The 15469-nt window shown below is 45.2% G+C and carries 12 protein-coding genes; 8 read left to right on the forward strand and 4 right to left on the reverse strand.

Annotated features, from left to right (window positions below; all coding sequences use genetic code 11):
* Positions 1–47: 47 nt before the first annotated feature.
* From NF212_RS24075 to glgA, 3 genes are all read left to right on the forward strand, one after another.
* Positions 48–485: a hypothetical protein gene (locus NF212_RS24075; protein ID WP_434361478.1), complete on the forward strand. Its 438-nt coding sequence runs from the start codon at positions 48–50 to the stop codon at positions 483–485.
* Positions 486–1254: 769 nt separating this feature from the next.
* Positions 1255–2475 carry a glucose-1-phosphate adenylyltransferase gene (gene glgC / locus NF212_RS24080; protein WP_434361480.1) on the forward strand — a complete coding sequence of 407 codons (1221 nt, stop codon included), beginning with the start codon at positions 1255–1257 and terminating at the stop codon, positions 2473–2475.
* Position 2476: 1 nt separating this feature from the next.
* Positions 2477–3985 (forward strand): glycogen synthase GlgA, encoded by a 1509-nt coding sequence (gene glgA / locus NF212_RS24085; protein ID WP_434361481.1) that lies wholly within the window; start codon positions 2477–2479, stop codon positions 3983–3985.
* Positions 3986–4037: 52 nt separating this feature from the next.
* Here glgA and NF212_RS24090 read toward each other — a convergent pair whose 3' ends face one another.
* On the reverse strand, positions 4038–4553 hold the full coding sequence (locus NF212_RS24090; protein WP_434361483.1) for an NUDIX hydrolase: 516 nt from the start codon (positions 4551–4553) through the stop codon (positions 4038–4040).
* Positions 4554–4768: 215 nt separating this feature from the next.
* Between NF212_RS24090 and galE the strand changes: the two genes are divergently transcribed.
* The 5 genes from galE (at position 4769) to viaA (ending at position 12225) form a co-directional block, all read left to right on the forward strand.
* Positions 4769–5788, forward strand: coding sequence for a UDP-glucose 4-epimerase GalE (gene galE, locus NF212_RS24095; RefSeq protein WP_434361485.1), 1020 nt, complete (start codon positions 4769–4771; stop codon positions 5786–5788).
* Between the two features lie 150 nt (positions 5789–5938).
* Complete coding sequence (locus tag NF212_RS24100) at positions 5939–7261, forward strand: DEAD/DEAH box helicase (protein ID WP_434361486.1); 1323 nt, start codon at positions 5939–5941, stop codon at positions 7259–7261.
* Positions 7262–7904: 643 nt separating this feature from the next.
* Positions 7905–8759 (forward strand): sulfurtransferase, encoded by an 855-nt coding sequence (locus tag NF212_RS24105; protein WP_434361487.1) that lies wholly within the window; start codon positions 7905–7907, stop codon positions 8757–8759.
* 317 nt (positions 8760–9076) lie between these two features.
* A complete protein-coding gene (locus NF212_RS24110) occupies positions 9077–10723 on the forward strand; it encodes an AAA family ATPase (protein ID WP_434361488.1) in 1647 nt (548 codons plus the stop codon).
* Entirely contained in the window at positions 10723–12225 is a 1503-nt protein-coding gene (gene viaA / locus NF212_RS24115) for an ATPase RavA stimulator ViaA (protein WP_434361489.1), read from the forward strand. Before NF212_RS24110 ends, viaA begins: the two co-directional genes overlap by 1 nt.
* 88 nt (positions 12226–12313) lie before the next feature.
* Here viaA and NF212_RS24120 read toward each other — a convergent pair whose 3' ends face one another.
* The 3 genes from NF212_RS24120 to NF212_RS24130 are packed head-to-tail and all read right to left on the reverse strand — an operon-like array spanning position 12314 to position 15009.
* Entirely contained in the window at positions 12314–13108 is a 795-nt protein-coding gene (locus tag NF212_RS24120) for an ABC transporter ATP-binding protein (protein WP_434361490.1), read from the reverse strand.
* Positions 13105–14013 (reverse strand): ABC transporter permease, encoded by a 909-nt coding sequence (locus NF212_RS24125; protein ID WP_434361491.1) that lies wholly within the window; start codon positions 14011–14013, stop codon positions 13105–13107. Before NF212_RS24125 ends, NF212_RS24120 begins: the two co-directional genes overlap by 4 nt.
* A gap of 24 nt (positions 14014–14037) precedes the next feature.
* Positions 14038–15009 carry an ABC transporter substrate-binding protein gene (locus tag NF212_RS24130; RefSeq protein WP_434361492.1) on the reverse strand — a complete coding sequence of 324 codons (972 nt, stop codon included), beginning with the start codon at positions 15007–15009 and terminating at the stop codon, positions 14038–14040.
* Between the last annotated feature and the right edge of the window lie 460 nt (positions 15010–15469).

The raw sequence follows: 15469 nt of genomic DNA on the forward strand, positions 1-15469 counted from the left end.
GCTGATATACCACGCACATATCTACCTGTGGCGAACTCGTTTAACCTGTGAACAACATTCTCTCATCGCTGTTTCTGGCGTTAATGCTTGCATTTTTGTGGGCAGGGGAAGCTACAGCAGGTAACCGGTTTCTTCATGAAGGTTTTGCAGTTGTTGGCGATATACACGTTGACGAGCAAGCCTCTGAATTACAGAAGCAACAGTATAAACAAGCAGAATTTCATCATTCGCTTGCTGATCTCCCCCGCGTTAACCTCGCAACAGCGCGCCTATCCCGGGTCACCGAGCCCGAATTTGTTGTACAACAACGCGATAAGTTAACGGTATTATCTTCCCGTCACACGCCGAGAATACACAGTCGCTTTCCCCCTCAAGTGTTTTGGTTCGAAAAAGCAGGATACAGAAAGGCTCGAATATGTGGCTGGAAAGACGGAAATGCACTTTATGTCTTTCTGCAGTCCCACCACCAACTAATAACCGTTTGAACTCTGATTGAATTTAAGTTGAGCAAACACCCATAGCGGCCGATCAGTTATGGGATAGTGTATTTGTTGGAATTTTTAGGTGGAAAGATGGTTATTAAGACCAATTGGTGGATGAGATTTGTTCTGGGGGCTGGCATCCAGTACGCCGTTTTGTTAACAGTTGCGGGAGGCATTACAGAGACGAATGTTCTTGGCTCAAGTTTTGCTGCTCTGTTTACTGGATACTGCATGGCCAAGTTCAGGTAAACGGGATATGGAACCATAAGCCGGCGTAGTAGCCGGCTTTTTTATTTCTTGAGCTTGCTGTAGAAACTAAAGTTTGTATCTCTTTGCACGATGGTGGGGAAGATGTGCACCAATTTAGGTGATTCAGGATGCGGGAAACATTCTGTTTACATCTCGTTCCCTTGTGGGACTGAGTGTTGGAAGTTTTTGTCATATTACGTTAACAAAAGGTGCATAACAATAACTCCAAAAAATGAGACAATTCTTTCTAATGATGCACATAATTTTTACAAAAATGCTGGATTACTAAGCTGAAATGTCTATTATTATGGGTCTTAAGGGTGATATATAAGCATGTGTGGGCATATCGTGTGTTTGTTTTGCATACCACATACATGTATTTAGTCACCCTGTGTTTGTAAGTAAAAGTAGTAAAAAAACTACGAATATGGATTTTTTAATTTTTAATCGCAATTAGGAACAGGCTCCGCGTTACTCAGGAATTGCCTGTAATAAAAATGCTTTGCAAGCTGGAGGAACGGAAATGGCAAAGGGAGTATTAGGGATGATTTTGGCTGGCGGAGAGGGATCCCGTCTACGTCCATTGACTGCCAATCGAAGCAAGCCCGCAGTACCATTTGGAGGGTCCTACCGACTCATTGATTTCGCACTGAACAATTTCTTGAATGCAGACCTTCTCAGAATTTATGTCCTGACCCAGTTCAAGTCACAATCGCTTTACCATCACATGAAAAAGGGTTGGAATGTCACCGGATTATCTGACCGTTTTATCGATCCAATCCCAGCACAAATGCGTATGGGGAAACGTTGGTACGATGGAACAGCGGATGCTATTTACCAAAACTTGCGTTTTATCGAACTGGCAGATCCAGAACATGTGGCGATTTTTGGCAGTGACCACATCTATAAGATGGATATTCGCCAAATGGTGGACTACCACAAAGAAATTCAAGCAGACCTTACAGTGTCGGCGATTAAAGTACCTCTTCATGAAGCCTCCGCGTTCGGAGTCATTGAAGTTGACGCTGATGGAAAAATGATTGGTTTTGAAGAAAAACCGGCAAATCCAAAATGCGTACCTGGAGATCCCGAACATGCGTTGATCTCAATGGGTAACTACGTATTTGGTGCAAAAGTACTCATGGATGAGCTTGAAAAGGACGCGGAAGATGATAGATCCAGCCATGATTTCGGAAAGGACATTATTCCGAAACTTTATCCAAAAGGTAATGTGTACGTTTATGACTTTGCCCAAAATGATATTCCGGGAGAAGAAAACCGAGGATACTGGCGTGATGTCGGAACGTTGGATGCCTACTGGCAAGCGCATATGGACTTACTCGGCGATTCCCCGGCATTTTCACTTTATAATCGCCAGTGGCCTCTCCATACATATTATCCTCCGCTTCCTCCTGCCACATTCACTGATGCGCCTAACTGCAAAGTTAAAGTAACTGACAGTATGATTTCAGCTGGCAGTTATATTCAGGGCGCCCGTATTCATAAATCTGTACTTGGCTTCAGAACCAACGTTGGTCACTGTACCTTTATCAGTGAATCCGTCCTCCTTGGTGATACCAAAATTGGGGAGGGGTGTTCTATCAGAAGGGCTATTATCGACAAAAATGTAGTTATTGCCCCAGGTACAGTTATTGGTGAAAACCCTGAAGAGGATGCGAAACTTTACGATATGTCACCAAGTGGATTGGTTGTCATTCCAAAAGGCGCAAAAGTAGGATTTTGATATGAGCCTGGATAACTTGGATATACTATTTATCGCCTCAGAAGTTGACGGGTTGGTAAAGACAGGTGGCTTGGCTGACGTTGCACGAGCATTGCCGCTCGCGCTGTCCTCTCAAGGGCATAACATTAGCGTCATTGTGCCTTTTTACCGTCAAATAGCAGATAAGCATGAAGCGCCTGTCGTTCTTGAAGCTCGGCTGTCTGTAGAAGGAGCAGAAGATATTGGTTATGCCGTCCGGGAGCTGTCACTCGATGGCATACGGGTATGGGCGATTGACTGTCACATCTATTTTGATCGTCCGGAGCTATACGCTGAGAACAACGAAGGATATGCAGATAATGCCGAACGTTTTGCGTTCTTCAGTGCAGCGAGCCTAGATCTGACAAAGAAGCTCAATTTCAAGCCTGATGTCGTGCACTGTAATGACTGGCATACCGGCCTTGTCCCATTCCTGTTGAAAACCCGATATAGGGAAGATGATTTCTACGCTGGGACCAAGTCACTGATTTCCATTCATAATGCTGCTTTTAAAGGTATATACAATAGAGCAGAGTTTAAGGTGATTCCTGAATTGGTTACTGGCAGGTATCCTAGCCTGGAACTTGATTACCATACGCTCTCTATGCTTAAAGCAGGCGTATCTTACGCTGACAAAATTAATGCGGTCTCACCCAATTATGCATTGGAGCTATGCACTGACCTTGGTTCCCAGGGAATGGGTGCTGATTTCCAGTCACGCAGTGAAGACTTGGTTGGCATAGTAAATGGGTGTGATTATGAGGCCTGGAGCCCAGAGTGCGACGCTTTGCTTCCCGTTACTTACAAAGCTAACAAGCAAAGCATGGCAAGAGGCAAAAAGGCAGCCAGACGTGCACTCTGTGAAGAGGTGAGCCTTCCGGAAGCGAATGTACCTGTACTCGGTATGGTTTGCAGGTTAACCGGGCAGAAAGGACTTCATTACCTGCTGCCAATTTTGGATGATTTACTTCTCAATGATATTCAGCTGATCATAGTAGGTACCGGTGATCCCAAAATTGCTGGAAAACTTCATGAAATTGCATCAAGGCATCCTGCTAAATTTGCATTTATTGAAGCCTACAATAACCGGCTTGCCCATTGGGTTGAAGCTGCGTCTGATATATTCCTGATGCCTTCTGAGTTTGAGCCTTGTGGCCTGAATCAAATGTACAGTATGGCGTACGGGACTTTGCCTTTGGTCAGGAAAGTAGGTGGACTGAAAGACACTGTGGTTGATTATGATGACTCTCCCCAGTTTGCGACTGGGTTTGTCTATTCATCTACAGAGCCTTTGGCATTATTGGTTAAAATTCAGCGAGCGTTGCTGCTCTACAGTCAAAATCCGCAAGAGTTTAAGCGTGTTCAATTGAACGCTATGACGATAAGGTTTGATTGGAAAGAATCTGCTCAGACTTATCTGGAATTGTATCAGTCGATGCTGGGAGACTGTCAGGTATTGTCTGAAAACAAGCAAGGTATTGGTGAAAACTGATCGTCCAATTCGGTGATTGAACGAGAAAGAGCTGGCTTAATGCCAGCTCTTTTTACATCAGTCCAAGAAGTCTTGCTTTGTAAAATGCGACTATTGTTTTTGCGTCATTGATTTGATTGTTTTTAATCATTGTTTCAATGTCGGATGGTTTCTTACATTCAACTTCCAGCACTTCGTCATCATCAAGAACGCCGGGGGCTTGGCTAAGTTGACTGGCAAAATAGAGGTATTGAGTTTCGTCGCAAAAACCTGGCGCTGGCCAGATTTGTCCAATTGACTGCCAATGCGCAGCCTGAAAGTCAGTTTCTTCAGAAAGCTCCCTTTTTGCACATTCCAACACATCTTCACCGGGTTCGATGGTTCCTGCAGGTAATTCATATATCCATTTGCCGATGGAAGGGCGGTACTGTTTAAGAAGCACTACGCTTCCATTTCCATCGACGGGGAGTATGACCACCGCGCCTGGATGATGAAGCGTCACATGTCTGATTTGCTTGCCATTTGGAAGTTGCTTGCTTTCCTCAATAAGGGACAGGGACTTCCATTTGTGAAGAGTATTCGAAGCCATAAACTTCATCCCTTGTTCTTACAATGAAAGTCCATAATGTAGATGAAAGGTCTTCAGTTGTGAACGTCTGAAAGCTATCCAACAACGGGTAATTATTCGTTTAATAATGAAAATTTGGTACTATCCGACGAAATTTTAATAACCACTACCCGGATAAGAAAGCTTCCAGAACGTTTGGTATTCTTAAGGGTAGGAAATGTCAGGAGCGGCGAATTATGAATGTGTTGGTAACCGGCGGCACCGGCTATATTGGCAGCCACACTTGTGTGCAGATGATAGAAGCGGGTCTGACACCAATCATCTTGGATAATTTATACAACAGTAAGATTGCTGTACTTGACCGTGTTGAAGCTATTACCGGGATGCGTCCTGTATTTTACAAAGGTGATATCCGTGACAGGGAAGTTCTGCGAAAGATTTTTGCACAACACGATATCAAATCGGTCATTCACTTTGCAGGCTTGAAAGCTGTTGGTGAATCGGTAGAAAAACCTCTTGAATATTACCAAAATAACGTCGCGGGCACGCTTACTCTTGTTGAGGAGATGCACTCGGCGAATGTTAAATCGATAATTTTCAGCTCATCAGCGACAGTGTACGGTGACCCTGCCAGCGTACCAATTCGTGAAGACTTTCCTACCAGTGCGACAAACCCATATGGACGCAGCAAACTTATGGTGGAAGAGTGCTTGACGGACTTCCAGAAAGCTAACCCTGAGTGGAGCGTAACATTACTGCGTTACTTCAACCCTGTGGGGGCACACATCTCTGGCACTATGGGGGAAGATCCTCAAGGTATTCCGAATAATCTCATGCCTTTTATCGCCCAAGTTGCTGTAGGACGCCGTGACAAATTGTCCGTCTTTGGCAACGATTACCCAACTGTTGATGGCACAGGCGTCCGTGATTACATTCACGTTGTAGATCTGGCTGACGGTCATATCGCATCTTTGGTGAAAGTTGGGCAACAGAGCGGACTGCATATTTTCAACCTAGGAACCGGCAGGGGGAATAGTGTTCTGGAAATGGTTGAGGCATTTTCAAAAACCAGCGGTCGTGATATTCCGTACGTTGTAGCGCCACGCCGCTCTGGCGACATTGCTGAGTGTTGGGCAGATCCGGAGAAAGCCGCTTCAATTCTCGGCTGGAAAGCCCGTAGGACGCTTGAAGATATGACGCAGGATACCTGGCGTTGGCAATCTGATAACCCCAATGGTTATCCTGATGCTGAGTAATCGAACACTCTGATGTATTGAAACACATGAAAAACGCCGTTAAAAAACGGCGTTTTTACGTTATGGCGTGATATAATCCCCGCCCTTAGAAACCAATGTCATGGTTTCCTTCCTAATTTATTCTTCATATTCCATACCAGGAGCACCATTTTGCGGTTTGAGGATCTTGGCATCGATAAACGATTGCTAACTGCACTTGATCACAAGGGCATTACCACACCGACTGAAATTCAGCAAAAAGCTATCCCGCTAGCCTTGGCCGGTAAAGATTTACTGGCATCATCAAAGACAGGCTCGGGTAAAACGCTGGCTTTCCTGTTACCTGCGTTTCAGCGAATTTCACGCAGCCGGGCATTGTCGAAGCAAGATCCAAGGGTCGTTATTCTTGTTCCAACCAGAGAGTTGGCAAAGCAGGTATATGCAGAACTACGTATGATGGTTGGACCGACCAACCATACCGCAGCGCTGGTTCTCGGTGGAGAGAACTTTAACGACCAGGCAAAAATGTTCCGCCGCAACCCAACGTTTGTTGTGGCAACTCCGGGACGACTAGCTGACCACCTTGAGCATAGAAACCTGTTCCTTGACGGACTGGAATTGCTGATTCTTGACGAAGCAGACCGAATGCTGGATTTGGGTTTCGCTCCTCAGCTAAAAGCAATTAACTCTGCTGCGAGCCACCGTCTGCGCCAGACATTAATGTTTTCCGCAACTCTGGACCATGACCAGGTTGATGATATTGCCGGCGATATGCTGAAAAAACCAAGTGTTGTCCGTGTGGGCGAGATTTTCCAGCAACACGGCGACATCACCGAACAGTTCGTGTTGTGTGACCATCTGGATCATAAGCAGGCGTTGTTGGAAAAGATCCTCACTGAGGGCGGACATCGTCAAATAATGGTATTTACCGCAACACGAGAAGATACAGACCGGCTGGCCGCTTTGTTGTCAGAAAAAGGGTTGAAAGCTATTGGTTTGAGTGGGAACCTCAACCAGTCGAACCGTAACCGAATTATGGATGAGTTTGAGCGTGGACAGCATCAGGTGCTTGTAACAACTGACCTGGCGTCCCGTGGTCTCGACCTCAACAATGTTTCGTTGGTAATCAACTTTGACATGCCAAAACACTCGGAAGAGTATATCCACCGTATAGGGCGTACCGGGCGCGCAGGTAAGAAAGGCGATGCAATTTCACTGATTGGCCCGAAAGATTGGGTGAGCTTCAAAAAAATTGAGAAGTTCCTCCAGAAGACGATGGTTTTCGCCGAATTTGAAGGACTCGTTGCCAAGTTCAAAGGCTTTCAAATCCGTAATCAAAGCAAAAAGCCGAAAAATACCTCTGCGGCTAAAGCCCCTCGTGCTAAATCACAGGTTAAAAAGGCACAGAAGAACCGGAATAAAAGTTTCTACACAAATGTGCCCGTGGGTGATGCTCCATTTGTTCCGAAAAAGCGCCGAGATGGCGATGACTAGTGTCGAAAGAAGAGTCGCAGAAGCGGCTCTTTTTTTTACTATTTGAAGACGAGCGCCGGGGCTGAATAACCGACAAACTGGAATTTTGTCGGTTAGGTTGTATTTTTCATACTGGGAGAACATTTTTCACACATCTATGGTGTCAATTTGAGTGTCGCTGTGTATAATTCGAACAACTTTTTGACGGTGCCTTTGATTGTACCGAATTGACCGATTTGAGTGTGAGGGCCTATAGATGGAAACTGTGCTGGTTGTAGCGTTTATCGTACTTGGCTTACTTATTGTAAAAAAAGAAAAATGTAAGGAAAAAGAACTCGATAAGTAATAGGTATCTATAACCTGGTCATGGTTGGGTAGCTTGATTCGAAAAAACCAACTTTTATTGTGCCCATCTGTTTCGATCGAAGTTACCGCCATCCAATCTTTATTCATGCCTAAATTGTGATGTTAGGTATACAGTTGGCATGACCACCATTCCTATGTTTCCATAGCTTTCTTTGCCTTCATTTTCTCATCCCTTCGCATCCCTTCTCATCAAATTTATCGGATACCAGTAGTAGGCAGGATAACCGTTACTTCGCTTGGTATTGTTTCCTTTCAGATTTATGATATTTGAAAATTTAAAAATTTCGGAATCTAGAACATGGAGAAGAAACGTGCTTTCCCAGCGGTCGTATCGGTTGACTGGCTTTTGGACAATATCGATTCAACTGAAACAAAAGTAGTTGATGCCAGCTGGTTTATGCCGGGCTCCAATCGCGACGGTTATCAGGAGTGGATTGCTGAGAGAATTCCTGGTGCTGTTTATTTCGATTTTGACGGTGAAATAAAAGATATGGATTCGCCGCTGCCTCACATGCTCCCTAGTGAAAAATCGTTCTCTGATGCCGTGGGGAAACTAGGTATATCAAACGGTGACACCATCATCATTTATGATAGCCAGGGCATATTTTCTGCTCCACGCGTTTGGTGGATGTTTAAAGTGATGGGCCACAAAAATGTCGCAGTTCTTGATGGTGGGCTACCGGCATGGAAGGCGTCAGGCGGCAGAATAGATACATCTTTACCCGCTGAAAACACGTCGGTTACCTACCGTGCGAATTTGGTTCCTAACCGCCTTATTACGGCAGATGAACTTCTGGGTATATTAGATGACCCTGGTTTTCAGGTTGTTGATGCAAGGCCTGCCGATCGTTTCTACGCACGCCAGCCTGAACCTCGGCAAGGGGTAAGGGCAGGGCATATGAAAAATGCAATTAATCTTCCTTTTTCTGATCTACTTGAAAACGGTTCTCTTATTAGGCGTGACAGTCTGAATGCCAAGCTTACTTCTATTCTTCGAAGCGATACGACAATTGTTACATCCTGTGGATCTGGGGTAACGGCGTGCATTTTGGCGTTGGTCATTGAGCATTCTTTAGGAAGGTGTTGCAGGGTTTATGACGGTAGTTGGTCGGAATGGGGAGGATCTAGCCATCTCCCTGTTGTGACAGATTGATTCAAAACAATTCGGGCCCTATGTTGGCCCGGAAATTCCTTTTTATTGCAATTGCAAATTTAAGCCACTCAGCAACAACTTCATCACATATCCTTTCCTTGATGTACAAGTAATTAAAAAACGCAATCAATGATTTCACTGTAGATGTGATATCGGTAACTGTATTTAAATGCAGTGACAGATTTTGTCTGGATGTAACAAAGCATTAACATTATATTTAATAAAAAGTTACAGTTATTTTGATTTTGTCATCGTTTGCGATGTCAGTTTGGCCCAGAAAACATCACAAGGATACCTTAGTGAACACCGACAGAATAATGACGACAAATAAGGCACTGCTTTCCGAGCGAATCCAAAAGCTGGTTGGTGCGCTGTCTTCTGGTGTGTATGAACGAGAGTCAACTATTCGCCTTTGCTTGCTTGCAGCTCTTGCTGGCGAGAGTGTTTTTCTGCTTGGACCCCCGGGAATCGCTAAAAGCTATATTGCTAAACGGCTGATAAAGGCATTTGACCAGGCGAGTTTCTTTGAATATCTCATGACTCGGTTTTCTACTCCCGAAGAGGTGTTTGGTCCTCTTTCTATCCAGGAGTTGAAGGACAACGGGAAATATGTGCGACTTACGGATGGTTATTTGCCAGAGGCCGATGTTGTCTTTCTTGATGAAATTTGGAAAGCGGGGCCAGCTATTCTGAATACGCTTCTGACGGTGATAAATGAAAGGACATTTAAGAATGGCAGTGAGGTACACAATGTACCAATGCGTTTGTTGATTACTGCTTCAAACGAACTGCCCGAGCCAGAAAGTGGCTTAGATGCACTATACGACAGAATGCTGGTTCGAATTTTCCTCACCCGTATCCAGGAAAAAGACAATTTCCGCATGATGCTGATGGACGAGAAAGGGCAGGATCACTTTGAAGTTGATCCCTCACTGGCGATTAAAGAACATGAGTATTTTCGTTGGCAGCGAGAATTATCTCAGGTGACTTTGTCTGATACGGTATTCGACAAGCTGTATGCCTTAAAACAGGCTATCGAGAGCGCGGCTGCTAAACAGGGAAACAGCACTGTTGTAGACGAACTGTATATATCAGACCGCCGTTGGAAAAAAGCCCTGAATCTGCTTAAAGCCAGTGCATTTTTCAGTGGTCGAAGTGAGGTAAACCCTTTAGATCTCCTGTTATTGCAAGAATGCCTCTGGCACAGCCCTGACTCACGTCAAATCGTTCGTGACATTATGGCTCAGTTTGCCGCAGAAAGTGCTTTTGACCAAACCGCTGCTACTACTATGGCAGATGAAGCTCTTGAAGAGCTGAATGATCTTTCATCCGAAATTGCTGACTGTTTGCATCATGATGTGAGCAACGAAGCCGCACTGAGAGGTGAACGTTACCGTATTGATTTAACGAAGGCTCGCCGATACAAAGTAAATTCAAACAGCAATATGGTTAAGCTGGTTGTTTTGGCTTCAAACCCTTCTGTTTCAGAAAGAGAATCCGGTGACAGTCGTTGGGTCTTTGTCGATGCTGTTGAACTTGAAAAACAGGCTAAATCGGGGCATTTCGAAATATTGGGTTATGTTAATAAGAATACCCACCTGTGTATGCTGAAGTTCGATGTGGATGCTGGTCAGAGGCTTATTATCAGGGATATCGCCAACCGTGCAGTTCCCGTTGGAATAGCAGGAATTGATGATGCTACTGAATCGGAGTGGTCAGTCTGGTTAGAGAAAGTTCAGGGGTGTGAGAAGAAATTCAGTGATGCCCATTTCCTGTCACGACGAGCAAGAAGCCAAATTAATATGGCATTACCCCATCATTTTGCCGATCCGGAACTTGTTAGCGTTATGGCCAACAGCCTTGCCGATACTGAAGAAAAGCTTGATGTGACTGAAGTCAGCCTGACGAAAATCGCCAGCAGGTTAAAACGCCTTCCTGTGTTCTTTGATGATGGGGAGGGGTAATGGGACCAGAAAGTTTACAGCTTGGACTTATGCTTGCTGAATCTGGTGTCTTGGAGAGTGCTGCTAATGAAATGTTGCACAACCCGCAATTGATGCTGATGACTGATAAAAGCCCTCAGGTGCAAAAGTCTGTACGCGGGCACGTTCGTAAATGGCGACACAAAGTTCGCAGAAAGCTGTCAGACAGCTGTCATACGGAAGCACTTGATCTGGAGTTGTCAATTTACAGGGAAGTCTGTGAATTACCGGAAAACGGATTCTCTCAGGCCGCCAAAGTAAAACTTAAGCAGTTGGAAGGAAAATCCGAATTTTACCTGACAGCCCGTCGGTTGCTGGAAAACTCCTCATCTCATGCAAACCCCCTTTTGAAACAGTACTTTTGCACTAAATGGCATGAATCACTCAGTGAGCGAGTTAAAGAGGCGCAAGCAAAGGAAGTCGAAGTCGAAAAAGAAGCCTTTCTTAAAGCGCTTTACACCCGTATAGAATCTTTCCAACAAATGGCGGAAGTAACGCATGCGGGGGATTGGGAGAAGGCAGGGCGGCTTTGGGATATGGCTTCAGCCAAACTCACCCGGCACGAAATTGATACACTGGCACAAACAGCCCGTTTTCTTGATAAGCATAATGAGTTATCAGTTATTGCTGAGAGACTGGGGCGCATGGCCAGTGAAGTTGACTGCCCGGATTTAGCTAAAGCTCCTGCTGAAGAGTTACGTCTTGTAGAAGAAAAAAGCGACAACGTAACAGATGATGTTGTCGGAATTCACCACAATAACGATTTGGCTCGTCTTGTGGCCAGTGAAACGATATTTTTGGCGGAGCCTGAACTGGAAGCGGTTTTTTACCAGCATTTTGCTGAAAAGCAGATGCTTAATTATCGTATGCAGGGAAAAGACAGAACTTTGCGGAAAGTTAAGGCTTTTCGACCGGAGGCCCAAAAAGCCGATATCGAAAAAGGACCTTTCATCGTCTGTATTGATGCGTCAGGTTCAATGAGTGGCTTTCCGGAAAAATGTGCAAAAGCGATGGCCTACAGATTGATGCAGATCGCTCTGAATGAGGGGAGGGAATGTTATGTGATGATATTTTCCACTTCTCATATCAGCTATGAACTGACTGGTGACAATGGGATAAAAGAGGCGTTGGATTTTCTCTCTTATTCGTTTCATGGTGGTACAGATTTCACGTTGGCAATCAAAGAGTCCATCGGAGTGATGGAAACAGCAAATTTCCGAAATGCTGATCTGGTTGTTATCTCAGATTTTATTGCCCCCCAGCAGCCGGATGATGTTATTGATAAGGTCGAGTCATTAAAGAAAAACTACACCCGTTTTCATGCTGTATGCCTTTCCCAATATGGGAACCCTTCGTTGCTGAGTATGTTCGATCATAACTGGGACTATCACCCTTCTACATTGGGACGGCTGGTGAAGAAAGGGCAGGAGAACATTTTAAGCAGACTTTGGGGAAGGAAATCGGCGACTGGCGAGGCTAATTAGCCAGTTCGATATGATGCGTAAATTTCAGCGTTTATAAACGAAGGGTTACCAGAGTAACCCTTCGTTGACCAACAGAAGATAATCCAAGTTAATTCAGAAGTAAGCTGTCATCGGCGAGTTCTTCCCCTCTGACTTTACTAAACATTTCAAGTAAATCGCTTACACCCATCTTAGACCTGCTTTCTCCGGCAACATCCAGTACAATTTTACCCTGGTGTAGCATGACAGTTCGATCACCGCATGCGAGCGCATCTTTCATGGAGTGCGTAACCATAAGGGCTGTCAGGTCAAATTCCTGAATAACTTTCTTTGTAAGATCAATAACAAAGGCTGCCATTCTTGGGTCAAGAGCGGCTGTATGTTCATCGAGCAATAGCAGTTTGCTTTCGGCAAGTGTCGCCATAATCAAACTGACTGCCTGTCGCTGGCCTCCGGACAACAGTCCGATGTTATCACCTAAACGGTCTTCCAGGCCTAAACCTAAAATGGCAATGCGTTCGCGAAATATTTCTCGCCGCTTTGAAGATATTGCCATTTTCCAGCCACGGATCCCTCCTCGTTTGTATGCCAACGCGAGGTTTTCTTCGATTGTCAGTGATCCACAGGTGCCTGCAAGCGGGTCCTGGAAAACCCTGGCTGCCAGGTTTGCTCGCTTAAATACCGGATAGGTTGTTACATCAGTCCCATCGATTATAACCTTACCGCCAATCATGGGAGTTTCGCCGGACACTGCGCCTAAAAGCGTCGATTTTCCCGCACCATTTGAGCCGATGATTGTTAGAAACTGATGCTCCGGTACCTCAAGGGATATTCCTCGGAGAGCACGGTTTTCCAGAACAGTACCTGGGTTAAAAGTAACTTCTATATCCTTGAGTTCAATCATACCGTCCTCGCAGCCTTCACTTTCTTTTTCTTCTGGTAGTTCTGACGTACTTTAGGTGCGATCAGTGCAATGGCGACAAGAACAGCCGTGACCAGATTAAGGTCTGATGCCTTCATGCCGAACATTCCGGTGCTGAGAGCAAAAGCAACAGCAAGCCTATACAGTACGGATCCTAAAATTACTGCAACAACAGCTACCCAAACTTTGCGTCCTGGAATCAGCGTTTGACCAAGTATTACAGCGGCAAGTCCAACAACAATAGTACCAACACCTGAGGTCACGTCAGCAAAGCTGTTAGTCTGGGCAAACAGCGCACCGGCGAATCCAACCAGTCCATTGGACAAAGCCAGCCCAACATAGGTATAGAAGCCGGTGCTTCCCCCTTGGGCTCTTACCATTCGAGCATTTACACCTGTTGCACGCAGCCCAAGGCCAAAGTCACTGTTCAGCAGACGAATGATAAACAGTGCACTGACCAGCACTATGACGGCAACGACCGCCGGGCGGACATAGGTTGGGTTGAATCCCATATTTTCAAATGGGGTAAGGATCGTATCGACACCGAGCAGCGCGACGTTAGGTCGACCCATAATCCGAATATTGATAGAAAAGGCCGCAATCATCGTAAGAATGCTGGCGAGCAGATTAAGAATGCCACACCTTACGGTAAGGAAGGCTGTAACCGCACCTGAAGCTGCGGCGGCAAAAATAGCGGCGAAAGTAGAGATCCAGGGATCGACTCCAGCAACAATCATTGTTGCTGCGACGGCAGCACCCATAGGGAAGCTGCCATCTACAGTCAGATCAGGGAAATCCAAAACCCGGAAAGTCAGATATACGCCTAAGGCAACAAGCCCAAATATCAGGCCGACTTCCAGGGTGCCAAAGAAGGCTATTGCAGACATCTAATTCTCCCTGACACTGCAGTTTTACTCAACAGTACCTGTTGCTCTGTCCAAAATGGATTGGGGAACCGTAATTCCCAACTCTTTTGCCATACGCAAGTTTACAGCCAGATCAGATCCTGTTGCGACTCTGGCTGGGAGCTCAGACGCACTTTTTCCTTTCAGGAGTTGGGAAACATAATCTGCTGTCTGATAACCTATCTGGTAGTAGTCGAAACCAAGGGAGGCGACAGCCCCATTTGGTGCGTAGGACGTAGAACCGCCAATTACCGGTACGCCAGCTTGCTTGGCTGCACCAACCAGCCCGTCAATTGCACTGGCTACTGTGTTATCTGTTGGAGCATAGATAGCATCAGATTTGGATGCCACAATCTGAGCGGCAGCCTGAACGTCAGCACTTTTGAGTGCAGTCCCTTCAACCACTTCAATGCCTTTTTTTGAAGCTGCATTTTTAAGTAGTTCAACCAGTGTTACCGCGTTAGCTTCACCCGGGTTGTAAACTACGCCGATAGATTTCATTCCTGGCAGCAATTCCATGGCCAGGTCAAGGTGCTGGGCAACAGGGGACAGGTCAGACAGACCAGTAACGTTGCCGCTTGGTTTATCCATGTCACCGAGCAGTTTTGCACCGACAGGGTCTGTTACAGCTGTAAACACCACTGGGATTGATTTTGTAGCGGCAGCAAGTGCCTGGGCTGATGGCGTCGCAATACCAACTAACACATCAGGGTTTTCACCAACAAACTGGCGTGCGATCTGCACGGCGATAGCGGGATTACCTTGGGCTGTCTGATAAGTGAAGTTGAGATTTTTGCCCTCAACATAACCCTTGTCTTTGAGACCGTCTAAAAGGCCCTGACGGGTTGCGTCAAGCGCGGGGTGTTCAACAATTTGTGAAACGGCAACACTTGCAGTGTCTGCTGCCGTTGCAGTAAAGGGAGAAGTAAGCAGTGCTGATGCCATTGCGGCGGCAGCAACCCATTTATTTTTAACCATAAATCACTCCATTTTGTCTTTTTGAATCCAAGCTTCAGACATGGTCTTTTAATGTTGCCCTTATGTTATATCTAAAAACAAAAACAAATACATGCGAATAATTTGCGGACTCGTCACGATTGTGAATAAATTTTCCTGTTATTCTTTTTTCAAAGTTCAATATGCTGTGTCAGGCAAGCCCTTCTTCAAGTAATACTTGCCCAAATGGGCATAATTATTCATATGTGGGAATAGCATTAAATTCCTTTATTTTAGTTTAGGGTGGTTTTTATTAACTGATCGTGAAACATTTAACAAACACAAAAACTATAAGATTCATTTTTGACAGATTTAATGTTTGTTTTTTGAAGTTATCCGCGAAATAAATTCCTGATTTAAAGCATGCTGCTCTCAAATTCATTGACGATTTTGAGTCGCTTTACAGTGTAAAGCGTTTAAACTTTCTAAGGAGGCGTAAAGA

This window comes from Parasalinivibrio latis (genome assembly GCF_036825535.1).
Classification (GTDB): Bacteria; Pseudomonadota; Gammaproteobacteria; order Enterobacterales; family Vibrionaceae; genus Parasalinivibrio; species Parasalinivibrio latis.

Excerpts from the sequence above, each read along its gene's own strand:
- galE (WP_434361485.1), top strand. The coding sequence starts at position 4,769 with ATGAATGTGTTGGTAACCGGCGGCACCGGCTATATTGGCAGCCACACT.
- NF212_RS24125 (WP_434361491.1), bottom strand. The coding sequence starts at position 14,013 with ATGTCTGCAATAGCCTTCTTTGGCACCCTGGAAGTCGGCCTGATATTT.
- NF212_RS24120 (WP_434361490.1), bottom strand. The coding sequence starts at position 13,108 with ATGATTGAACTCAAGGATATAGAAGTTACTTTTAACCCAGGTACTGTT.
- NF212_RS24090 (WP_434361483.1), bottom strand. The coding sequence starts at position 4,553 with ATGGCTTCGAATACTCTTCACAAATGGAAGTCCCTGTCCCTTATTGAG.
- NF212_RS24110 (WP_434361488.1), top strand. The coding sequence starts at position 9,077 with ATGACGACAAATAAGGCACTGCTTTCCGAGCGAATCCAAAAGCTGGTT.
- NF212_RS24105 (WP_434361487.1), top strand. The coding sequence starts at position 7,905 with ATGGAGAAGAAACGTGCTTTCCCAGCGGTCGTATCGGTTGACTGGCTT.
- viaA (WP_434361489.1), top strand. The coding sequence starts at position 10,723 with ATGGGACCAGAAAGTTTACAGCTTGGACTTATGCTTGCTGAATCTGGT.
- NF212_RS24130 (WP_434361492.1), bottom strand. The coding sequence starts at position 15,009 with ATGGTTAAAAATAAATGGGTTGCTGCCGCCGCAATGGCATCAGCACTG.
- glgA (WP_434361481.1), top strand. The coding sequence starts at position 2,477 with ATGAGCCTGGATAACTTGGATATACTATTTATCGCCTCAGAAGTTGAC.
- glgC (WP_434361480.1), top strand. The coding sequence starts at position 1,255 with ATGGCAAAGGGAGTATTAGGGATGATTTTGGCTGGCGGAGAGGGATCC.